The organism is Beduinella massiliensis (assembly GCF_900199405.1).
Classification (GTDB): domain Bacteria; phylum Bacillota; class Clostridia; order Christensenellales; family Aristaeellaceae; genus Beduinella; species Beduinella massiliensis.
Genome location: NZ_LT963430.1, coordinates 369,491 through 392,205 on the forward strand (window position 1 = coordinate 369,491; position 22,715 = coordinate 392,205).

At 65.9% G+C, this 22,715-nt stretch carries 15 protein-coding genes; 10 read left to right on the forward strand and 5 right to left on the reverse strand.

Annotated features, from left to right (window positions below; translation table 11 throughout):
* Positions 1-93: 93 nt before the first annotated feature.
* The gene (locus tag C1725_RS02495; protein ID WP_102410109.1) at positions 94-1,899 is read right to left on the reverse strand and encodes a hypothetical protein; all 1,806 of its coding nucleotides are present in this window, start codon (positions 1,897-1,899) and stop codon (positions 94-96) included.
* 156 nt (positions 1,900-2,055) lie between these two features.
* On the opposite strand from C1725_RS02495, the gene C1725_RS02500 reads away from it, so the two are divergent.
* From C1725_RS02500 to C1725_RS02520, 5 genes are all read left to right on the forward strand, one after another.
* Positions 2,056-2,838 carry an alpha/beta hydrolase-fold protein gene (locus C1725_RS02500; RefSeq protein WP_102410110.1) on the forward strand — a complete coding sequence of 261 codons (783 nt, stop codon included), beginning with the start codon at positions 2,056-2,058 and terminating at the stop codon, positions 2,836-2,838.
* The gene (locus C1725_RS02505) at positions 2,835-3,695 is read left to right on the forward strand and encodes a TlyA family RNA methyltransferase (protein ID WP_346026266.1); all 861 of its coding nucleotides are present in this window, start codon (positions 2,835-2,837) and stop codon (positions 3,693-3,695) included. Before C1725_RS02500 ends, C1725_RS02505 begins: the two co-directional genes overlap by 4 nt.
* 130 nt (positions 3,696-3,825) lie before the next feature.
* Positions 3,826-5,559: a flavocytochrome c gene (locus tag C1725_RS02510; RefSeq protein WP_346026267.1), complete on the forward strand. Its 1,734-nt coding sequence runs from the start codon at positions 3,826-3,828 to the stop codon at positions 5,557-5,559.
* A 170-nt stretch (positions 5,560-5,729) separates the two neighbouring features.
* Positions 5,730-6,533, forward strand: coding sequence for a MerR family transcriptional regulator (locus tag C1725_RS02515; RefSeq protein ID WP_102410112.1), 804 nt, complete (start codon positions 5,730-5,732; stop codon positions 6,531-6,533).
* A gap of 102 nt (positions 6,534-6,635) precedes the next feature.
* The gene (locus tag C1725_RS02520; RefSeq protein ID WP_102410113.1) at positions 6,636-8,438 is read left to right on the forward strand and encodes an FAD-dependent oxidoreductase; all 1,803 of its coding nucleotides are present in this window, start codon (positions 6,636-6,638) and stop codon (positions 8,436-8,438) included.
* Positions 8,439-8,534: 96 nt separating this feature from the next.
* Here C1725_RS02520 and C1725_RS02525 read toward each other — a convergent pair whose 3' ends face one another.
* Positions 8,535-9,743: a helix-turn-helix domain-containing protein gene (locus tag C1725_RS02525; RefSeq protein WP_102410114.1), complete on the reverse strand. Its 1,209-nt coding sequence runs from the start codon at positions 9,741-9,743 to the stop codon at positions 8,535-8,537.
* Between the two features lie 234 nt (positions 9,744-9,977).
* Between C1725_RS02525 and C1725_RS02530 the strand changes: the two genes are divergently transcribed.
* Positions 9,978-11,852 (forward strand): FAD-binding protein, encoded by a 1,875-nt coding sequence (locus C1725_RS02530; RefSeq protein WP_346026268.1) that lies wholly within the window; start codon positions 9,978-9,980, stop codon positions 11,850-11,852.
* Between the two features lie 79 nt (positions 11,853-11,931).
* Here C1725_RS02530 and C1725_RS02535 read toward each other — a convergent pair whose 3' ends face one another.
* Positions 11,932-13,407: a GntR family transcriptional regulator gene (locus C1725_RS02535; protein WP_346026269.1), complete on the reverse strand. Its 1,476-nt coding sequence runs from the start codon at positions 13,405-13,407 to the stop codon at positions 11,932-11,934.
* A 238-nt stretch (positions 13,408-13,645) separates the two neighbouring features.
* Between C1725_RS02535 and C1725_RS02540 the strand changes: the two genes are divergently transcribed.
* The 4 genes from C1725_RS02540 to C1725_RS02555 all read left to right on the forward strand — a co-directional run bounded on the left by C1725_RS02540 (position 13,646) and on the right by C1725_RS02555 (position 20,158).
* Positions 13,646-16,021 (forward strand): response regulator, encoded by a 2,376-nt coding sequence (locus C1725_RS02540; RefSeq protein ID WP_102410117.1) that lies wholly within the window; start codon positions 13,646-13,648, stop codon positions 16,019-16,021.
* Positions 16,022-16,279: 258 nt separating this feature from the next.
* Positions 16,280-17,797, forward strand: coding sequence for a spore germination protein (locus C1725_RS02545; protein ID WP_346026270.1), 1,518 nt, complete (start codon positions 16,280-16,282; stop codon positions 17,795-17,797).
* A 28-nt stretch (positions 17,798-17,825) separates the two neighbouring features.
* A complete protein-coding gene (locus C1725_RS02550) occupies positions 17,826-18,980 on the forward strand; it encodes a GerAB/ArcD/ProY family transporter (RefSeq protein ID WP_102410119.1) in 1,155 nt (384 codons plus the stop codon).
* Positions 18,977-20,158, forward strand: coding sequence for a Ger(x)C family spore germination protein (locus C1725_RS02555; RefSeq protein WP_346026271.1), 1,182 nt, complete (start codon positions 18,977-18,979; stop codon positions 20,156-20,158). Before C1725_RS02550 ends, C1725_RS02555 begins: the two co-directional genes overlap by 4 nt.
* A 1-nt stretch (position 20,159) precedes the next feature.
* Here C1725_RS02555 and C1725_RS02560 read toward each other — a convergent pair whose 3' ends face one another.
* Both C1725_RS02560 and C1725_RS02565 read right to left on the reverse strand, forming a co-directional pair.
* A complete protein-coding gene (locus tag C1725_RS02560) occupies positions 20,160-21,257 on the reverse strand; it encodes a metalloregulator ArsR/SmtB family transcription factor (protein ID WP_102410121.1) in 1,098 nt (365 codons plus the stop codon).
* 87 nt (positions 21,258-21,344) lie between these two features.
* Positions 21,345-22,640, reverse strand: a complete 1,296-nt coding sequence (locus C1725_RS02565; RefSeq protein WP_102410122.1) for an MFS transporter — start codon at positions 22,638-22,640, stop codon at positions 21,345-21,347.
* Positions 22,641-22,715 lie beyond the last annotated feature (75 nt).

Genomic DNA, 22,715 nt, shown 5'->3' on the forward strand with positions numbered 1-22,715 from the left:
TTTCGCAACGAAAATAAGCCGTTTCCTATTTTATTGATTGTACCGCAATGGGCGGCAAATTTCAAATAAAACGCGGAATTTGTCGAACAGTGCTCACGCCGGGGGCTCTGGGGCGGAGGCGACTAGGGATAGCGTCGGCCCTTCGGCGCCGGAGGACACGCGGTACAGGCTGTTTTCCCGCATTTCGCCTTCGAAGAGGGCACAGAGCTGCGCGCCTTCCAGGTCGAACGTCACGGCAAAGTCAAACCCCGCAAGCTCTTCGCGGATGACGGCGGCGTCTCGCGTCCATGCGGCCATCCAGTCCTCCCCGACGACGCGTACGTCGTAGTCGGGGGCGAGCTCATAGCGCAGGGCAATCGCGTTGCCCCCGCCGACGCACAGCACGCGATCCCCCGGCGCGGCGCTTGCTCGTACCAGCGAGGCCAGCTCGCCGGGCATATAGCGCTGCCAGTGCATGGGGGTGACGTTCGTGCGCGCGACGAGCGTTTCGTAGAGCAGGCGCGTGTTGCCGAAGACCGCCAGCAGGCAAAGGCAGCAGGCCAAGACGGCGCGGGGGGCCCTGCGCCCCGCCTGCGCGGCGCGCAGACAGAGCGCGCCGCCGGGCAGCGCCGTCATCAGCAGCGCGAGGGTCACGTAGCGCTCGAATTCGCTGAGCTTTTCGGCCTCGTAGGATTTGAAGATCAGCAGGTAGGAGAAGGCGATGAACGCGAGGTAGCCCGCCGTAAGCCCCCACAGCGCGCCCATCGCCCGGCGGGCGCGCGGCCTGTCTCCTGCGGGCAGGGCAGATACACCCAGGACGCAGAGCCCGCCGCTTGCGAGCAGCAGCGGCGCGGGCGGAACGGGCATGGCGTAGGTGCCGAAGATGCCCGCCTGGGTAAAGGAATGGGTGAAGAGCGCCCGAAGGAAGCGCAGCGGCGCGCCGGCGTTCGCGGCGGGTAGGGTGCCTGACAGCAGGGCGGAGAGGTTTTGCGCGATACCGGTGGAAAAGGCGCTGCCCACGCCCGTGGCCGCGCAGTAGAGCGCCCACGAGCCAAAGGCCAGCAGCAGCGTCAGCAGGCAGGGAAGCAGGCGTTCGCGGCGCGCTGCGAGCAGCGCGAGCAGGTAAAACGCGCCGAAGAGGAGGCCTGTGTTCTTGCAAAGCACGAGGAAGGCGAGCAGCACGCAGTCGCGCGGCGCGCAGGGGCGCTCACCCGGGCAGGCGAGCTCATAAAAGAGCAGCCCCGTCAGAAGGCCGATGGCGGGCTCTGAGAAGAGCCGCAGCGTCCACATCGGGAAGACCGCGTTCAGCAAGAGCAGGGGCAGAAGAAGCGAGGCTACGGCACGCAGGGGCTGCCGCCAGCGCGCGCCCTCGGCAAAGGGCAGGAGGAAGGAGACGAGCAACAGCTGGTAGCCAAAGAGCGCCACGCCCTCGCGCGCGCCAAGGAAGCGGCAGACGAGCCATTCGACGAGCGCGAGCGCGGGCGGGTAGTCGTACAGCACGTAGGGCGCGGCGGCGGGGTTGCCGAAGAGGCCGTCCGTCGCGTTCATCAGCTTGACGGCGAGCCCCCAATGGCTGAATTCGTCGAAGGAGATGAACACGCGGTTGACCGCGCCGTAATACAGCAGCGGGCAGAGCAGCAGGAAGAAGAGAAGGCCCGGCGTCAAAAATGCGCGAAGAGCGCCCCGCACGTCCCGCAGGGCATAGAACGCGGCCCCCGCCCAGCAGGCGAGGGAGCAGGACGCCAACGCATAAAACCCATAGGAGAGGGGAAGCGCGAGGCCTACGGCGTACAGAAAGAGCGCCTGCGCGCAGATCGCGGGGGCGAGGCTCTTCGAGGCGCTGATGCTTTGGCGCGCGGCGAGCAGGGCGCTGGGCCCCAGCAGCAGCGCAAGCAGCGCGAGCAGGGAAAGGGCGGTCATTGGAACCCCTCCGTCATGTGGATGTAATGGGGATATTGTACCATACGCGGCACGTCCCGTCCAATTTTCGCTTTGCGGCGTGAAGCGCGTGTGATACAATAAGAAGAAACGGCGCGGGCTTTGTACCGGCCGCATGAACGGCGAGGAGGCTTTTCCATGGCATTTTTACAGGTCGCGTTCTTTTCGGATGTGCTGGGCATGTGCATGAACATGAACGTCATACTGCCCCAGCGGTCCAGCCGGCAGATCGGCATGGCTTCCCGGGATACGGGCGGCAAGCTGCCCACGCTTTACCTGCTGCACGGGCTTTCGGACGACCACAGCATCTGGCACAGGCGCACCTCCATCGAGCGCTACGTGGCGGACATGAACCTGGCGGTCGTCATGCCCACGGTGCACCGCGGCTTTTACACCGACCAGAAGGACGGCTACGACTACTTTACCTTCGTCGCGGAGGAGCTGCCCGCGATCTGCGAGCGCTTCTTCCCCCTGTCCGCCCGGCGCGAGGATCGTTTCGCCGCGGGCCTCTCGATGGGCGGCTACGGCGCGATGAAGCTGGGCCTGCTGCTGCCCGAGCGCTACGCGGCGGTCGCCAGCCTTTCCGGCGCGCTGGACATGACGGCGGAGCGCCAGGACGATTCGCCGCTTCGCAGCGCGGAGCTCGCGCGCACGTTCGGCACGCCGGAGGAGCTGATCGACTCGGACAACGACCTGTTCGCGGCCGCCCAGCGGCTGATCGAATCGGACAGGCCGCGGCCTGAAATCTTCGTCGCCTGCGGCACGGAGGACTTCCTCATCGAAGAGAACCGCGCCTTTAAAAAGTACTTCGGGGACGAGCTGAACATCCATTACGAGGAGAGCCCGGGCGCGCACACCTGGGAATTCTGGGACGACAAGATTCAAAAGGTGCTGAAATGGCTGCCTCTGGAGGAGCGATGAAGAAAAAGGGAAAGCGCCTCCCCGCGTGGGAGCGCATGGTGCAAGAGGGGATGGTGGCGGACCGCGCCGAGGCCGAGCGCTGGATTCTCGCGGGCAAGGTGCACGCGGGCGCGGTGCCGGTGAGGAGCGCGGGCGAATTGGTGGAGCTTTTCAGGCCCCTTACCGTGCAGGGCCTCTTCGACCGCTACATCTCCAAGGGCGGCTACAAGCTGGAGGGGGCGATCCATGCCTTTTCGATGGATCTCACGGGCCGCGTCGCCATCGACGCGGGCGCGTGCACCGGCGGCTTTACGGACTGCCTGGTGCAAAGCGGCTGCGCGCGCGTCTACGCGGTGGACGTGGGCTTCGGCCAGCTGCACGGCAGCCTGCGGCAAAACCCCGCCGTCGTGAACCTGGAGCGCACCAACATTTCGGACGAGAAGCTGCTCTCGCTCGACCCCAGGCCCAATCTGGGCACGGTGGACCTCTCCTACCTGTCGCTGCGCAAGGGCATTCCCGCCTTTTCCGCGATTCTGCACGGGGAGGGCGAGCTGCTCTGCCTGGTGAAGCCGCTGTTTGAGATCGACGACCCCGCCGCCCGGCGGGAAGGGGTCATCGCGCCGGATGCTTACGCGCCGCTACTCGCGGCGCTGTGCGCGGACATCGAGCGGGAGCGCAGCGGTTTCGTCACCGGGATCACGCATTCGCCCGTCACGGGCAACGGCGGCACGGTCGAGTTCTTCCTGCGCGTGAACCTTTCGTGCGGCGACGCGGCGCTTCGGGGCGCGTCGCTCGCCGGAGCCATCGACGCGGCGGTCGCCACCGGGCTGTCGCTGGAACGCTTCCGTAAGGGCGAAAAGCCGCCGGAAACCCGCTAATTGTGCACATTGACAGAAATTTGACGAATTGGTTCCTTTGCCTTGAAAGGCGGCGCGGGTTGTGATATGCTGTTGCGCAGCGAAGCGGGCCTGTCCCCGTTCGCAAATTCGCAGCAAGGGAGAAAACAACATGATGAAGAAGTTGCTTTCCTGTATCCTGACGCTCGCGCTCGTGCTTTGCGGCACGGGGGTGATGGCCGAGGGCTTCACGGCCGGTACCTATACGGGCACGGCGCAGGGATTCGGCGGCGAGATCGCCGCGACCGTCACCCTGTCGGACAGCGAGATCACCGAAATCAGCATCACCGGAGACGGCGAGACCGCCGGCATCGGCAGCGAGGCGATCAAGAGCCTGCCGGGCAAGATGCTGGAGGCGCAGAGCCCGAACGTGGAAGCCATGTCGGGCGCGACCGTGACCTCCGCCGCCATCGTCGAGGCTGTCACCGCGGCGCTGAAGGAGGCGGGCGTGGATGCCGCCGCCCTCACGCCGAAGGCGCCGGAGACGGGCGATAGGACCGAGGAGACGATCGAGGCCGACGTCGTGATCGTGGGCGCAGGCGGCGCGGGCATGTCCGCGGCGATCACCGCCGCGAACGCGGGCAAGACCGTCGTCGTCGTGGAAAAGGCCGCTATCGCGGGCGGAAACACCACCCGTGCGACGGGCGGCATGAACGCGGCCGAGACCTCCGTGCAGAAGGCCGCGGGCGTGGAGGACTCCGTGGAGCTCTTCGTCGAGGACACGATGAAGGGCGGCAAGGAGATCAACGACAAGGCGCTCGTCACCACCCTGGCGGAGAACTCCGCCGCGGCCATCGACTGGCTCGATTCCATCGGCGCGCCCCTGCCGGATCTGACCATGCTGGGCGGCTCCTCCGCCAAGCGCGCGCACCGTCCCGAGGGCGGCGCGGCGGTCGGCAGCTACCTGGTGCCGATCCTGCTCAAGAACTGCGAAAACAGCGACAAGATCACCATCCTTTACGAGACCCCGGCGACCCAGATCGTCATGAAGGACGGCGCGGCGGCCGGCATCAAGGCCTCCAGCGCGGCGGTCGATTACACGATCAACGCGGGCGCGGTCGTGCTGGCCAGCGGCGGCTTTGCGGCCAGCGAGGAGATGTACACCAAGTATCAGCCCAGCCTGAAGGGCTTCGTCACCACGAACGCGCCCGGCATGACCGGCGACGGCATCGTGATGGCGGAGGAAGTCGGCGCGGCGACGGTGGACATGGAGCAGATTCAGATTCACCCGACCGTGGAACAGAGCACCAGCGCGCTCATCACCGAGGGCCTGCGCGGCGACGGCGCGATCCTCGTGAACGCCGAAGGCAAGCGCTTCATCGACGAGCTCGAGACGCGCGACGTGGTTTCCGCGGCGGAGCTTGAGCAGACGGGCGGCTATGCCTTCCTGCTGTTCGATCAGGACCTGCGCGATCGCGTCAGCGCGGTCAACTCCTACGTGAACAAGGGCCTCACCGTGCAGGGCGACACCGTCGAAGAGCTGGCGGCCGCCATGGGCGTGGACGCGGCCGCGCTCAAGGAGACGGTGGACGGCTGGAATGCCGCGATCGAGGCGGGCAAGGACGAGGCCTTCGGCCGCACGAGCCTTGAATACCCGGTCGTCACCGCGCCCTTCTACGCGGTGAAGGTCGCCCCGGGCGTGCACCACACCATGGGCGGCGTGAAGATCGACCCGGAGACCCAGGTCATCGACGTGAACGGAAACGTGATCCCGGGCCTGTACGCGGCGGGCGAGGTCACCGGCGGCGTGCATGGCGCGAACCGACTGGGCGGCAACGCGGTGGCGGACGTCATCGTCTTCGGCCGCATCGCGGGCGAGAACGCGGCGGCGTACGCAAGCAAGTAAAGAACCCGATCCTCAGAGGGGCACCGGCATCCGGCCGGTGCCCCTTTTGGCGTAAAGGCCGGCAGATGTACGCGCTTGAAAAGGCAATGACAGAAAATCGTAAAATATCCATTCAAAAAAGCTGCAAATCCCCAGCTTGTGTCTTATAATAGATACGATGGGGTGAGCATATGCGCTATAAAATTCACGAGGCCGCCAAGATGCTGGGCATCAGCCCGCAGACGCTGAGGTTTTATGAACAATACGGCATCCTGACGCACGAACGCACCGGCGAGGGCGGATACCGGCAGTACACCGACGTGAGCATGGACCTGCTGATGAGCCTGCGCAAGTGCCGCAACTGCGGCTTTACGGTCGCCCAGACCGCGGAGATTCTGCGCGAGGAGGACGGCGGGCGGATCGGCGAGGCGCTGGAGGCGCGCGCGGAGACATTGGAGCGCCAGGCGGAGATGCAGCTTCGCATCGCGAAAAGCCTGCGCGCGACGGCCGTCCTGGCCCGCCGGGGCGACGAGGGAATGGACCGGTATGAAGAGCGTGAACGGCCGGAGAGCTTCGCGATGGTCGTCAAGCGGGCGGGCGCGAAACGCCCGGAGCCGCACGCCATGGATCAGGTGGGCATCTGGGCGGAATGGCTGCCGCTGGTGCGCTGGATGATCCGCTATCAGCCGGACGACCTGGAGGCGGGCGAACGGCCGGACTTGGGGTTCATCGTGGATGCGCAGAATGCCGCATTCCTGGGCGTGGAACGGCTGCCTGGCATCGAGCGCATCCCCGCCTGCCCCTGCCTGTACACCCTGATGCGCTGGCGGACGGGAACGGGGGAATTGCTGGATTGCCTGCGCCGGGGCGCCGGGGAGGCGGCGCGGCGCGGATGGGTGCTTTGCGGCGCGCCGGTCGTCAGCACGCTGTGGAACGCCGGGGCGAAGGAAGAGCCCGTCAGCCGCGGAGAATTTTGGTTTCCTATCGGAAAATGACACAGAATTATCAAAAGCCTGTTGACCCTCATATACCTTTAACCTTTATAATAAGGGAAAAGGGCGGGAACAAGCGCCCGCCCAAAGAGGAGGAATGACAGGATGATGACAAAGAAGACGCTCAGCATGCTGCTGGCGCTGGTGATGACGCTCTGCCTGGGCGTGACGGCCTTTGCAGAGGACTACACGGCGACGGCCAAGGGCTTTGGCGGCGACGTCACCGTGACGCTGACGATTGAGGACGGCAAGCTGACGAACGTGCAGGCAGAGGGCCCGGACGAAACCGCGGGCATCGGCACCATGGCGATCGAGCAGCTGCCCGGCGCGATGGTCGAAAGGAACAGCGTCGAGGTGGACGCCGTCGCGAGCGCGACGGTCACCAGCACGGCGGTGCTGGCCGCTGCGGCGGACGCGCTGGGTCAGTCGGGCGTGACGCTGGAGGCCGCGCAGCAAGCCGCTCCCGCGGAAAAGGAGAGCGTAAAGCCTGCCTTTGAAAACCCGGACGTCATCGTGATCGGCGCGGGCTTTTCGGGCATGAACGCGGCCCTGGAGGCTGCGGAAAACGGCGCGAAGGTCTACCTGATCGACAAGAACAACGCCATGGGCGGCTCCATCCGCTTCGCGGGCGGCACCACCTCCGCGGCGGGCGCCAAGATGCAGATCGCGGCGGGCGTGGAGGATTCACCGGAAAACTTCCAGGCGGACATCGTCCGCATGGGCGGCGGCACCAACGTGGAAGAGCTGACGCGCAAGCACACCGAATGCGCGGCCGCGGCCATCGACTGGCTGGACAGCCTGGGCGCGGACTTCGGTGACCGCGAGCCGAAGATGTCCTCCTCCTACGACGCGTTTAACGTGCCGCGCGAGTACCGCGTGCAGGGCGGCGGAAACGCCATGGTCGAGCTGGTGAAGCCGCTGATCGAGCAGCACGTGGAAAAGGGCGACATCGCCCTGCTGCTGGAGACCGAGGTCGCGGACATCATCGTCGAGGACGGCGCCGTGAAGGGCGTCGTGCTGACGGACGGCAGCGAGTACCGCGCGGCCGCTACGATTCTGGCGACGGGCGGCTACGGCCACAACGAAGAGCTGCTGCACCGCTACAATTACAAGAACGTGCTGACCATGTCGCCCTCCTTCGTGACCGGCGACGGCTATAAGTTCGCCGAGAAGGCGGGCGCGATCTTCAACAACATGGACTACCTGCCCGCTTATCCGGGCGGCGTGCCGGTCGGCGGCTTCGACGTTTCCTGCACGGCCTCCGTGCAGTACCCGGGCGTCATCTGGGTGGACAACACCGGCAGCCGCATGGTCAAGGAGCTGGGCAGCCTGGACAGCGAGCGCAAGGCGGCCTATGCGGGCGCGCCGGAAAACCTCGTGTACATGATCCTCACCCAGCAGATGAAGGACACGCAGGATCCGATCCTGAGCGTCGGCGGCGGCTTCTCCGGCAAGCCGGACGAGGGCTGGGCCTACTTTGACGAGCTGCTCGCCTCCGGCAACTGCGTGTACAAGGGAGAGACGCTGGAAGAGCTGGCCCAGAACGCGGGCATCGACGCGGCGGGCCTCGCCGCGACCGTCGAAGCCTACAACGGCTACGTGCAGGCGGGCGAGGACAAGGAATTCGGCCGCGCGGCGGACACCCTGGCAAAGCTCGAGGGTCCGTTCTACGCCATCAAGACCTGCCCGTACGTGATGCTCACCAAGGGCGGCCCGCTGATGAACCCCGACGCTCAGACGCTGAACGCGGATCACGAGCCCATCCCGGGCCTGTACCAGTGCGGCGAGCTGACCGGCGGCGCCAACGTCGGCGGCAGCGCGAACATCGGCGGCCTGGCGAATACCAGCTGCATCGTGTGGGGCAAGATCGCGGGCGCGAACGCCGCGGCCTACGCGCTGGGGAAGTAACGCAAGCCCCTTCTCATGAAAAAAACCGCCTCTGGAGACGGCGGCCGGCAATCGTCCGGCTGGCCCCCGTCTTCAAGGGGCGGTTTTTGCTGCGCTTCATTCGAGATAGTCGAGAAGGCGCAGCGAGAGCGCCAGGGCAAAGCGCGTCTGTTCGTCCTCCAGGTCGAGCGCGTAGAGCGCCTCGATGCGGGAGAGGCGGTAGAGCACGGTGTTGACGTGCACGAACAGCCTTCCCGCCGTGCGCGACGCCTTGAAAGCGCACTGCGCGTGCGCACGCAGGGTTTCAAAGAACTGCGTACCCTCCCGCTCGTCGTCCGCGCGCATCCTGAGCAGCTGCGGGTGGCAGTAGGAGCGCAGGATTTCAGGCGACAGCCCGGATTCGTAAAAAAGGCCGCACTCGGCGTGATCCTCAAAGAAGACGACGCTGCCCGCCTGCGCGCGGCGGAGCGCGGGCAGGGCCAGCATGCGTTCGTGCTCGCGGGCGCAGCCAAGTAGGTCGCTGAAGACGGGCGAGACGCAGGCGGCGCATTGGCTCTTGCCCAAAAGGGCCGCGAGGCGGCCGTCCAGCAGCACGGCGCCGCGCGCGGGCGTGCGTTCTGCACGCAGCAGCGCGCAGGCGCAGTCCTCCGCGGGCGTCATCCAGCAGCCGGGGTAGAGCGCCTCCAGCGAGCGGCGCAGCAGCGGATAGACGTATTCGAGCACGCCCCCGCGCATCACCACCGTCAGCAGCCGGTAGCGGGCGTGCTCCTCCGGCGCGGGCGCGGCGGATTCGACCATCAGGCGCGTTAACGTCGTGATCTTGCGCCCGAGCAGCGCGCTCAGCAGCTCGTCCGGCGAGAGCATCTGGTGGCTCATGCCCGCCGCGACGCAGGCGAGGCCGACGAAGCGGCTCGCGAGGCGGATGCGCTCGTCGTCGATCTCCTCCAGCGGCGTTTCCAGCTCCAGCACCGAGATGTGGCCGAAGAAGGTCCTGCCGATGTGAACGTAGCACAGCTTCAGCCGGTGCGTGTAGGAATCGACGATGAAGGGGCGGTCCCAATGCTCGCGCCGGTACCGCTCGGAGATGAACTCCAGGTAGCGGTCGCTGCCCAGGGGCTTGTCCTTGGGGTAGATGGAGTCGAGCAGCTCCTGAAAGTCCGCCTGCGGATAGCCGCCGGATTTGACGCTCTTCTCCGGCGCGCCGACGGGGGAAAGGCGCACCGGCGTGCCCAGGTATTCTTCGCAGGCGTCGAGCATCTGTTTGATCGTGCAGCCGTCGAAGGTGAGGCGCATGAGGCGCTCGGCGCCGGCAAGCGATGGGGTCAAGCAAAGCCCTCCTCTTGGGGAAAATCACAAGCGCCGCGCGCGTGAGGCGCAAAGGCCGACTGACGCGGAACTTGATTGTGAAGAAACACAAACAAGACGCTTGAAGTTAAGACGATTATACGACGCATTGAGGCAAAATACAATGCTATAATGTCTTCGCTACGAAAGGAAATCGTCGAAAAAGAGACAAACTTGATTTCTGGCGGTTTTCACAAGCGACAAGGAGGAAGAAACATGAAGGAGAACATGAAGCGCTTTGCCGCGCTGCTGCTTAGCGCGATGATGGCGCTGTGCATGCTGCCGGCGCTGGCGGAGGACGCCGTGTTTGAGGACACGGTGGACTGGGACGGCGAGTACGACGTAGTCGTCGTGGGCTTCGGCGGCGCGGGCGCGGTGACGGCGATCACCGCGGCGGACGCGGGCGCGAAGGTGCTGCTGCTGGAAAAGGCGCCGGAAGGCGAGGCGGGCGGCAACACGCGCTATGCGGCGCAGATCATCCTCTGCCCGACGGACCGCGAAGGCGCGATCACCTACTTCAAGGCGATGCGCGGCGGCTTTGACAACCAGAGCGACGAGGTGATCGAGACGATCGTCGACGGCGCGATGGCCGTTCCGGAATTCCTCGAAAAGCTGGGCGCGGACCCGGAGAAGTTCGGTCATTACCCGCTGATCGAGTACCCGGAGCTCCCCGGCAGCGAGTCCATCAGCACCGTGGAGGTGGACGGCGAGCTGTGGACCAGCAAGTTCTGGCAGCTGCTGCTGAAGAACGTGAACGAGCGCACGGTCGCGGAGAACATCGACCTGTGGTACGAGGCCCCGGCGACGGACCTGATCCAGGATCCGGCGACCCGCATCATTCACGGCGTGAAGGTGGCGAAGGACGGCCGGGAGCTGAACATCCGCGCCAGGAACGGCGTGGTGCTCTGCTGCGGCGGCTTTGAAAACAACGAGGACATGATCGAGAACTACGTGCAGATGCCCGAGGCGTATTCAAAGGGCGCGCGCTACAACACCGGCGACGGCATCAAGATGGCGATGGCGGTGGGCGCGGACCTGTGGCACATGAGCACGCTCTCCGGCCCGGACGTCAACTTCGTGAATCCTGAGACGGGCGTGGCGCCCGGCTACTTCGGCGTGACCTCCACCAAGAGCGGCGCGTACACCGGCTTCACCCAGATGAGCGCCATCGTCGTGGGCGCGGACGGCACGCGCTACATGAACGAGACGGTCACCCCCAGCCACGGACACGTGAACTTCCACGGCATGTGGGTTTCCCAGATCATCCCCAATCCCTCCTACATGATCTTCGACGAGAAGGCGCGCCTGGCAGCGCCGGTCTATCCGTCCTGGAGCGAGGGCAATGCGGATGAGATCGAAAAGGGATGGATCATCAAAGCGGATACGCTGGACGAGCTGAACGATAAGCTCGGCCTGCCGGCGGGCTCGCTCGCGGCCACGGTCGAAAAGTACAACGGCTACTGCGCGGCGGGCGAGGATCTGGAGTACGCGACCATCCCGGAATACCTGGTGGCGCTGGACGAAACCGGGCCCTACTACGCGCTGCCGCTGAAGGCGACCTTCACCAACACCCAGGGCGGCCCGAAGCGCAACGTGCAGTGCGAGGTGCTCGACACCAAGGGCAGGGCGATTCCGCACCTTTACAGCGCGGGCGAACTGGGCAGCTTCTACTGCGACATTTACAACGGCGGCGGCAACCTGGCTGAATGCGTGTTCAGCGGCCGCGCCGCAGGCGCGAACGCCGCGGCGGCCAAGAGCGACGTGGCGGCCAAGTCCGTGATGGAAGGCAAGACCGCTTATGTGCCCGAAAAGAAGGAAAGCGCCGTTTCCCTCTCCGAGAACGAGCGCATGGGCGAGGCCCAGGGCATGGGCGGCACACTGAGCGTGAAGGTGACGATGGACGGCGAAAAGATCGCCAAGGTCGAGGTGGTTTCGCACACCGAGACGGCGGGCATCTCCGACGGCGCCATCGAGAAGATTCCGGCGGCGATCGTCGAGAAGCAGTCCACCGACGTGGACACGGTTTCCGGCGCGACGGTGACCAGCAAGGCGATCATTGAAGCGGTGAACGCGGCGCTCGCCGAAAAGTAAAAGCATTCGTGGGGCACACAAAGGCCGGCCGGAGCGGTCCGCAATCATGCGGGCGGCTCCGGCCGGCCTTTTGGCTTCATCAGGCGAGACAGCCCGCCGCGTCCAGAGGGGCGGGCAGCCTGTCCGGGTCGGCGCCGAAGGCGACCAGCTTGTCGTGGGCCGTCCGGTAAATCAGGACGAACAGCTCCCTGACGCCCTCCGAAAAGGCGGCGATTTCCCCCCGGACGAGCGTGCCGGGCAGCGGGGCGAACCGTTCCGCCGCAAGGCGCCCGGCGTCCGCCCAGGCATCCGGCTTCGCACGGGACAGGTAGTAGCCCCAGATGAGCAGATCGTCCAGCTCAGTCAGATACCGCGCGAGGCAGTCGTGGGGGGCGTGCTCCCTGAAAAGCTCCAGGAGCGTGCGGATGATGGGGGCGCTGCCCCGCGCGGAGCAGCTTTGCAGGCGGGCCGCGGCTTCTTTGCGCTCCGCCTCGCAAAGCCCGGACATGATCCGTTCGCTCAGGCGTCCGGCGCTGCACGCCAGAATCTGCAGGGCGCTCAGGAAGAGAATCAGGTGTTCCAGAATGCTTTCCCGGCTGAGGCGGAGCGGCGCGTTGGGCGAGCCGGGCGGCGCGAGCGACGTCCCCCTCTTGCGATGCATCCGCACGACGCCGATGTCGGAAAGGAGGGCGACGGCGCTGAGCGCGGTCGCCTGCGAGATGCCGTATTCGCTCATGAGCTCCGGCAGCGAGGGGATATACCTCCGCCCGTCAAATTCTCCGGCTTGTATCCGGCGAAAGAGCCGTCGCGCGACGGCGGTATATAGGGGGTGATGGGCCTTTTCGCCGGGCTCCGCCGGAAGCGGCGTGACCGAAAGGTCCGGATACCTTTGCTCGAGCGCGTCAAAGAAGCGTTCGGTCCAGGCCATGAAGCCCAGGTACAGCGCCCTGAGCATCCGGGCGACGCCCGGGTAGTCCTTTGCGCAAAGCGCATCCAGCAGGGCGGTGAAAGCTTCTCCCGCCTGCTCGGGCGAAAGGCGGCCGGTGCTTTGAGCGGCGAAGCAGGGCGGATAGGGAACGTGCGCATGGCGGCTCACGTCCACCTGCAGATCGATGAGGAGGCGGTTGCGGTAGGGCGCGAGGAGTTCCGTAAAAAAGAGCGATACGCGCTCGAAAAATCTCTCCGGTTCCAGCTCCGTCTTGAACGAGTCCACCAGGGCTTTCAGCGCGTCCAAGTTTGAAAGCCGCGCAGCGCCCAGGGCCTGCAGGGGGGCGAGCACCGGCTCGAAGCTCTGGAAGCGCGCAAGAACCGCGGTCTTGTATTGCAGGACGGCGGCGGCATACGACCGCTCGTCCGCCTGGTAAAGGACGGTCGCGCGCTTCCGCGGGGCGGTGGCGATGAAGCCGTCCGCTTCCAGCATTTTCAGGGTTCGGCGCACCGTCGTGATGCCGACGTTGTACTGACGGCACAGCGCCTCCTGCGAGGGGAGGGGCGCCCCGAAGCGATACCGGCCGGCTTCGATTTCCGCCGCGATGGCCTGGTACAGATAGCCGTATAACGTGGATTCGCCGTTCATCGATGTCCTCCGCATCTGCGATTTCTTGTCGTTCGTGTCCCGTTTGCCGGTCAAACCCGCGCAGTCTGCCGGTGCGGAATCCGGATGTGGATTGATTCTGTAAATTATTATACCATGCGCGCCGCCGAAAGCAAACACCGCTTGCGCTTTCCGTTCCGATGCGTTACAATGGGGAAGAAATCTAATAGCTAAATAGAAGAAGGATGCGCGGGGCCGGAGCGCGGAGAGGGCTGACAGGATGTCTGAAGTGGAAAAAAAGGATTATGAGTACACGACGCTCATGAATATGCTGCACGTCAGCGTCAGCAAGCACCTTTTGGACGAGCATTTCACCCTGGTGTGGGCGAACCCTTTTTACTACGACCTGATCGGGTATACGAGGGAAGAGTACGAGCGCCTTTATCAGAACCTGTGCGACCGCTACTACGCCGGCGATCCGGAGGAGTGGCGCCGAATCGGCGCGGTGGTCACCAAGACCATGGAGGAGGGGAAAAAGGCGTACAGCATCTCCTCCCGCATGCGCAGAAAGAGCGGAGAGTACATCTGGGTTCGGATGGCGGCCACGTTTGTCGACGAGTACATCGACGGTCACCAGGTTGCCTATACGGTGATGACGGACATCAACGACATCATGCAGATGAAGATCGAGCAGTCCGTCACCTACGACAACCTGCCCGGCTTTGTGGGGAAATACAGGGTGCAAAGCGGCCCGCGCTTTACCCTGCTCGCGGCGAACGACCGTTACGTCGACTTCTTTGGCGAGGGCTGCTGGCGGGAGATGGAAGACCCGCTGTACCGCGACAATTTCGTCCGGAATCAGGAAATCTTCAAGGCGCATGAGCGCTCTTTTCTGGCGGGAGAGCCCGCGCATTTTATCGTTAAGATGAAGGAGCACCACGGGAAAGAAGCCTTTTTGCAGGTCAACGCGAGCTGCGTGGACTGGCAGGACGGCGATCCGGTCTATCTCGCGATCTTCATCGATGTAACCGACGAGACGGAGCTGCGCCAGATGCAAAAGCGCCTGGAGGAGCAGGCGGTGCAGCTGAAGGAGGCGCTGGCCTCGGCGGAGCGGGCCAACCGCGCGAAGACGGACTTCCTCTCGCACATGTCGCACGACATCCGCACGCCGATGAACGCGATCATCGGCATGACGGACATCGCCCGCGCGCATATCGAGGAGCCGGAAAAGCTGCGGGACTGCCTTCGGAAGATCTCCCTGTCGAGCCAGCACCTGCTGGGGCTGATTAACGACGTGCTGGATATGAGCCGCATCGAAAGCGGGAAGATGATCATCAACAGCGGCGTGATGTCCCTGCCGGAGCTCCTGCGCAACGTCGTGGCGATCATGCAGCCGAACATCAAAGCGCGCGGGCAGCAGTTTTCGATTCACCTGCGCCGCGTGAAGCATGAATGGGTGTTTTCGGATTCGCTGCGCCTGCGGCAGATTTTCATCAACATCCTCTCCAACGCCTCCAAATTTACGCCGTCGGGCGGCAATATCAGCATCTGCGTGGAGGAGGCCTCGGACGGCGCGCCCGGGCAGGCGCGCTTCCGCTTCATTTTCACGGACACGGGCAAGGGGATGCGGCCGGAATTTATACGCCACCTGTTCGAGCCCTTTTCCCGCGAGCAGGACAGCCGCGTGGACAAGACGGAGGGCTCCGGCCTGGGCATGGCCATTACGCAGAAGCTGGTCGCCCTGCTGGACGGCGAAATCGAGGTGCGCAGCGAGGTCGGCAAGGGAACGACCTTCCTCGTCACCCTGCCGATGCGCATCGAGCAGGCGCCGTATTCGCCCGGACGCCTGCCGGATTTGCGAATCCTCGTGGTGGATGACGACGACGTGATGTGCGAGCACATGATGCAGACGCTGGGCGAAATCGGCGTCAGGGTGGAAAGCGCCAACAACGGAGAGGGCGCGCTTGCGCTGCTGGAGGAGGTGCGTCGCAAGGGCGGCGCCTTTGACGCCGTGCTGCTGGACTGGAAGATGCCCGGCATGGACGGCCCGCAGACGGCCAGACGAATCCGGCAGGCGTACGGAGAGCAGCTGCCGATCCTCATCGTCTCCGCCTACGACGTTGCGGACATCGAGGGCGAGGCGCTGGCTTCCGGGGTCAACGGTTTTATCACCAAGCCCCTCTTCGTTTCCACGCTGTGCGAGGCGCTGAGGCGTTACGTGTTGGGCGAGCGGGCCGAAACGGAGGAGGAGGCGCGCGCGGGCGCGCAGGAATTCGCCGGGCGCCGCATTCTGCTCGTGGAGGACAACGACCTTAACCGTGACATCGCCGTGGAGCTGCTGGGCAGCGCAGGCGCGCAGATTCAGTGCGCGTGCGACGGGGCGCAGGGCTGCGAGGCGTTCCGCGTCTCGCCCGTGGGCTATTACGACCTGATCTTAATGGACGTGCAGATGCCCACGATGAACGGGTACGAGGCCACGCGGCGCATTCGGCAGATGGCGCGCGCCGACGCGGAGACGGTGCCGGTCGTCGCGATGACGGCGGACGCCTTCTCCGAGGACATCGTAAAGGCGAGGGAGGCGGGGATGAACGGGCACCTGGCAAAGCCGCTGGACGCGCAGACCCTGAAGCGGGAAATCCGCAAAATTCTCTCGTGACGGCGAAACGCGCGCGGGCATCACGGAAGCGGTTTCCCGCCGACGGCACCCAGGAATTGCCCTGCGGCAAACGCCCCGCCGGAGCGAGCCGGCCGGTCGATGCGATTGCGGGGAAAGGCAGCCCTTCGCGCGTTCCTTCTTACAGTTGCATATCCCGCGCCGGCCTGCGGCCGTCTTCGCGAAAGCGGAGGCGGCCTTCTTGTATATTTCCCCAGCGCGTGCACATACTACCTGCCAGAAGAAACCGGAGGGATGGAAATGGCGAGCATCGCGCAGTCCATGAACCAGAACCTGACCCGCTCGCTGGCGGAAAATCTGCGCGCCTTCAAGGACATCCTGCGCATGCCGCGCAACAAGGACGTGATCGTGCGCGAGTTCACCGCGGGCGACTTTCAGGCGGCGGTGCTGTGCATGGACGGCATGGCGAACACCGACATGATCGACGAGAACATCCTCAAACCGGTCATGCGCCTTGAGGGCCCGGTCGACTGCGACGAACAGGATCGGTGTACCTACCTGGTGTACAACGTGGTCTCCGTCGCGCCCGCGGGGGACACGCAGAGCTGCGACGAAGGGCTGCAGGCCGTTCTGGACGGGCAGACGCTGCTGCTGTGCGACGGATGCGACACGGGCTGGATCTTCGATACGCGGGGCTACGAGCGGCGCAGCGTCGGCAAGCCCGAAAACGAGGAGGTCGTGTTGGGCCCGCACGAGGGCTTTACCGAAAACCTGCGTACGAACATCACGCTCGTGCGCCGCGTGGTGCGCACCCCCCGGCTGGTGACGGAGATGGTCAGCCTGGGCACGGGCGTGCCCACCAAGTGCGCGGTGCTCTATCTGGACGGCGTGGCCGAAAAATCCGTCGTGGACGAGGTGTTCCGCCGCCTGAACGGCATCGCGGCGGACTATGTCCCGGGCACGGGGCAGCTGGAGCAGCTCATCGAGGATCACCCCTTCGCGCTGCTTCCCCAGACGATCAACACCGAGCGGCCCGACCGCGTGGGCTCCTTCCTGCTGGACGGACAGGTCGCGCTGCTGGTGGACGGTTCGCCCTATGCCCTGGCGCTGCCCGCGACGCTGTTTCATCTGCTGCACACGCCGGACGACACGTTCATGCGCTGGCAGTACGGCACGTTCCTGCGCATCGTGCGCATGCTGGGCATCTTCGTGTTTCTCTTCCTGCCGGGGCTGTACATCGCGGTGCTGCGGTTTCATCAGGAGATTCTCTCGCCCATGCTGCTCACCAGCGTCTATGAGTCGCAGGCGCGCGTGCCCTTCCCGATCTATTTGGAGGCGCTGCTGATGACGTTCGCGTTCTTCCTCATCAACGAGGCGGGCGTGCGCGCGCCGGGCTCCCTGGGCAACGCCCTGGGCATCGTCAGCGGCCTGATTCTGGGGCAGGCGGCGGTCTCGGCGGACCTGGTGAGCCCGCTGCTGCTGATCGTGGTGGCGGCCAGCGGACTGGGCGGCTTCGCGGTGCCCAATTACAGCCTCAGCCTCGGCTTTCGCATCGCGCAGCTCGTCGTGATGACGGCGGGCGCGGTCTACGGGCTGTACGGCATCCTGCTGGTGACGTTCGTGTACGGCGCGCTGCTGTGCCGCATGACCTCGCTGGGCGCGCCGCTGCTGGCGCCCGCCGCGCCCAAGCGGCCAGGGAACGCGGACCTGCTTTTGCGCATGCCGATCTGGTGCCAGCGCACGCGCGGGTTCTTCTCGACGCCCGCGTACATGGCGCGCGTGCGGGGGCGCGTGCGCGCCTGGGAACGCAAGAAGTAACAGGGAGAATGAAGGGAGCGGTGAGCGGATGGTAGCGGGCAGACGGCAGCGGCGAAACGCGCAGCCAAAGACGAAGGGCGCGCAGAAGGGGCAGCGCGTGCAGGCGGCGGTGCTGGCGCAGGGCGCGCTGGTGGGCACGATGGCCGCCTGCCAGCTCTTCTTGGACGGTACGGGGCGCATGCTGCCGGGCGCGGGCGGCGCGCTGTGGTGGGCGGCGCTGCTGTGCCCGGTCGGCGCGCTGCTGCTGGTGCTCCCCATCTCGCGCATGCGCAGGGACGCGGACGGGCAGGAGCTGTTTTCCATCGCGATGGACGTGCTGCCCTACCCGGTCGCGGCGGCGCTCTGCGCGCTTTGCGCGCTGACGCTGCTGGCGGACGCGGCGGTGGCACTGCAGGGGCTGACGGAGCTCGCGCACGCTTCCCTGCTGCCGGAGGGCGATCCGTTCATGATCACGTCGCTGACGCTGCTGGCGCTGCTGCTGTCCGGCTACGCTGGGCTGACGGGCATGCAGCGGCTATCTTACCTGCTGCGCCTGGCGCTGCCGGTGCTGCTCTTCGCGTGCGCAGGGTGGACGCTGTGGGGGCGTCCGGTGGAAAATCTCCTGCCCCTCGCAGGCTACGGCATGACGCAGAGCCTTTCGCTGGGGCTGGGCAGCCTGGGCGCGGCGGCCTGTACGCTGGGGCTCGGGTTCCTGCCCGGCGGCGTGCGGGAATGCCCCACGGTGGACGCGCGCGAGAACTGCGCCTTCGCCCTGTCCGGCCACATGCTGGCGGTGCTGCTGCTGCTCGGCTTTTCGCTCTCCGCCCCCTACAGCCTTTGGCAGCTCGCGGGGGGCTGGGGCCAGCGCATGATCCTGCACGGCCGCGCGGCGCTGTACAACGGCATCCTCTACCGCTTCATGACGATTCTTGAGCTCACGGCGATGCTGCTCGGCGCGGGCGGCGCGCTGCTCTTCTCCGCGCACGCAGCTTCCCGCATCACGCGCGCGCCGCACGACCGCATCGCGTTTACCGCCGTGTTTGCGCTGCTTTGCGCCGCGATGGGGATCGGGCGGTTTACCGGCATGGAGTGGATCTTTCAGGTGATGCCCTGGCGGTACGCGGCGGCGCTCCTGGTGGTATGGATTCCGTTCGCCGCCCAGCGCGCCGCGCGAAAAAAGCATCTGAAGGGGGAGAGCGCATGAAGAGAGCGCTGCTGATCCTCATGCTCGCGCTCTGCCTGCCGCTGCTTTGCGCCTGCGGGGACGGGATGGAAATTGAAGAGCACGCGTTCGCGCTCTCCATGGCGATCGACCGCACCGGGCTGGGGCAGATCCGCGTCAGCCTGCAGGTGCTGTCGGGCAGCCAGGGGGCGGGCGACGGCGGCGCGCAGGAGAAGAAATCGGAAGACGGCGGCGAGGACGAGCCCGCGCTCGTGCAGGACGGCTACCTGCTCGTCTCGGCGGAGGGCGTGGATTACCCGCACGCCATGGCGCTGATGGCCGCGACGCTGCCGCGAAAGCTCAGCCTTTCGCATCTGCGCGAGGTCGTCGTCAGCGAGGAAATCGCCCGCACGGAGGACTTTTACCCGCTGCTCCTGCAGATCCAGTCCTCCTATGAGGCGGAGGAGAACGCTTTCCTCGTCGTCAGCCGGGAGGAAGCCCGCAGCCTCATCGCGGCGCAGCGTCCGTACATCGGCTCGCGGCTGTCGCGTTATCTGGAGCTGCTCTTCGAGTATTACAGCGATCTGGGCTACATCCCGCAAAGCCGCCTGGGCGACGTGCTGCGCGCGATGACCGCGCGCGTGGGCGATCCGGCGGTGATCTACGCGGCGGTGCACGACCCGGACGCCCCGGCGGACTATGCGCCGGACGACGCGCTCAACAGCCTGCCGGGCAACCTGCCCCGAAAGAGCGCGAGCGAGCTGGAATTCCTGGGCGCGGCGGTGTTTTCGGGGAAGCGGATGGTAGGCGAACTCACGGGCAGGCAGGTGCAGCTGCTGCGCGTGCTGACGGGATCCTTCACCCAATGCACGTATTTCCTGGGCGGCGAGCCTTATATGCTTCGCCAGACGAAAAAAAGCCGCCTCGGCTTGCGCTTTGACGGCGGACAGGCGACGCTTACGGCGCGCGTCTACCTGACGGCGGAGCACGAACTGCCCGCCTCTAAGGGCGAGGACGCGCTGCGCGTGGAGCTCGAGCAGGAGCTGCGGGCGCTGCTTTCAAAGCTGCAGGCGTTCGGCAGCGACTGCGCGGGCTTTGGGCGCTACGCGATCCGGCGCTGCGCGACCGTCGGGGCGTGGGAGCAGTCGGGGTGGCCGCAGGCGTACGCGGCCGCCCCCGCGCAGATCGACGTGCATTTGCTCGTCCGGGCGGGAAACTGATTCAGCCGAGCTCGCGCTGCAGGGCGGCGAGCAGCGCCTGGACACGGTCGCGGCGGAGGGTGTAGCGGAAACGCACGCCCTCCTTTTGAATGTCCACCAGCTCCTCGTTCAGGAGTTCGCTCATGTGGTGCGAGACGGTCGCGCCTGTAAGGCCCGTGCTGCGGACGATCTCCTGCGCGTAAAGCGGGCCCTTGGCGAGCATGAACAGGATTTGCAGTCGCCGCCTGTCGCTCAGCGCCTTGAGCGGGGCGCAAAGCGTTTCCACCGGGTCGCGGCTCGCCTCCGCCTCGCCCATGGCGCAAAAGAGCACCCCGACGCACAGCAGCAGGCTCTCCGAGAAGCCCAGCTCCTGCGCGAAGAAGGCGTCGCTCACGAGGCCGATGGAGGTCGGGGTAAAGGCTGTCGGCTGCGCGGTGATGGCGTCCGCGTCGAGCTTTAAGCCGAGCGATTCCAGATAAGCCCGCGCGCCTCCGGCCTGCCGGAAGGCCTCGCCGAGCTGCTTAGAAAAACGGCTCAGCAGGGGATTCAGAAGCGCCGAATGCTCGCAAAACAGGGGCTTCACCTGTGCAAGCCGGTTCATCACGCCGTCGCGCCGCTCGTCGTATTGCAGGGAGAATTCGTAGATTGACCACTTGACGGCGTCCGAAAGGTCGCAGCGCATCAGCGCCGCGCCCAGGTCGCCCTGCGTGACGCACGAGAGCTGATCGTCCGGAACCGCATCAAAGAAGGCAAGGATGAGCTGCGCAAGCAGGTCGCGCTGCGATACGGCGGCGCCTGCGGGAACGCGCCTGAGCATGCGCTCGATGTGCAGCACCATCTGCGCGGGGGAAACGCGCGTGCCGGGCAGAAGGACGAAGTCGCGCGCGAGCGCCTCGCGGGGGAAGGGGAGTCGCGCGACGACCGCGTCGTAGACCGCCTCGAGCGGGCCGAAGCAGGCGTCCGCCTGGCCGCTCGAAAGGGAGAATATGCGCGCGTAGTGCGCGCGAAGCTTCGCGGGCGGACAGGGCAGGCCGGGCTCGTCGCCGTCGTTTACAAAGGCCGCGAGCAGCGACAGGCACTCCATTTCCGGGTCAAAGGCGGGCAAAAGGTTGAATTCCATCCCAAGAACCTCCTGATGTTCGCGGACGCGGGCGACATCCTCGCCGTCAAACTTTTTTCCATTATACCACGGACGCGGGGCGGCGCGTCACGAAAAATCGGAGGTTTCGGGCGCTTGGGGCGCGTCCTCCGCCTGGGCGCCCTCCCCCAGACGGTCGAGGCTCCCGACGCGGTAGAGCAGGAGGTAGAGCAGGAGGGAGAGCGCGCCCGCGAGCAGCACGATCGTCTCCACCCGCAGAAACCTCGCGGCCGCGGAACAGAGGAACGCGCCCAGAGGCATCGCGGCGCAGAGCACGGCGTTGGAAAGCCCGCTCGCGCGCCCCATCATCTCCGACGGTACGTTGTGCATGAACGCGGAGGAAAAGAGGACGCTTTCCACCCCAACCCCCGCCCCGAGGCACAGCAGCAGCAGGACGGCTACGCCGACGCGCGCCGCGTAGCGGGGGACAACGGGCGCGAGGCCCAGGGCAGCGAGGCTCGCGGCGCAGAGCAGCCCCGCGAGCAGAAAGAGCGTGCGCCCCCGCAGGCGCAGCTTCGGCGTCGCAAACGCGCCCAGCGCCATGCCCGCGACCAGCGCGAGCTGCACGGCGGAGAGCGTCGCGGGCCCCGCGCCCAGCGAATCCATCACGTAGGGCGTGCCGAGCACGTTCAAGGGGACCATCACGAAGTTCATCATCGCGCCGATGCAGAGCAGCACCAGCAGGAAGCGGTCGCCGCTCAGCGCGTAGCGGATGCCGGAGGCAAAGCCCTCGCGCACGTCGCGTAGCGTGGTGCGCGCGCCGCCGGGGGCCTCCTCCACGCGGAGACGGGAGACGAGCAGCGCGGAAAAGAAAAAGGTCGCCGCGTCGATCATCAGCGCGCCGCCCGCGCCGATCAGGGCGACGATGCCGCCCGCCACGCACAGGCCCACGATCTCCGCCGCCCGGCACAGGCTGCCCGAGAGCGCCGCGCCGAGGGTGTACTTGTCCTCGTCCAAGAGCTTGGGGAGGATGGCCGCGCCGGCGGGCGCGCGCAGCGCTTCGAGACATGAGTTTGTCACCGTGAACACCGCGAGCAGGGCGGGCGTGAGGCGCGAGGCGGCGTACAGCGCCGCGGTGAGCAGCACCACCGTCCCCCGGCCCAGATCGCACAGCGCCATCATGCGCCGCTTGTTCACCCGGTCGGCCCAGACGCCGGAGAGCGGCTGAAGCAGGATCGTCGGCAGATAGTTCACACCCAGCAGCAGCGCCATCAGCGACGCGCTGCCCGTCACCGCGTACATCATCAGCGAATAGGCGATCGCGTCCAGCGAGTCCCCGAAGCGGCTGACGACGTCCGCTGCCGTCATCTGGAGAAACGCCCGCTGCGTGCGGAGCGCCCGGTAACCTTTTTCGTTAGATGACAATCGAAACACAACCTTTCATCGATGCTTGATGAAAGGATAGCACTTTGTTAGACTTGCGTCAATAATGAATTAGAT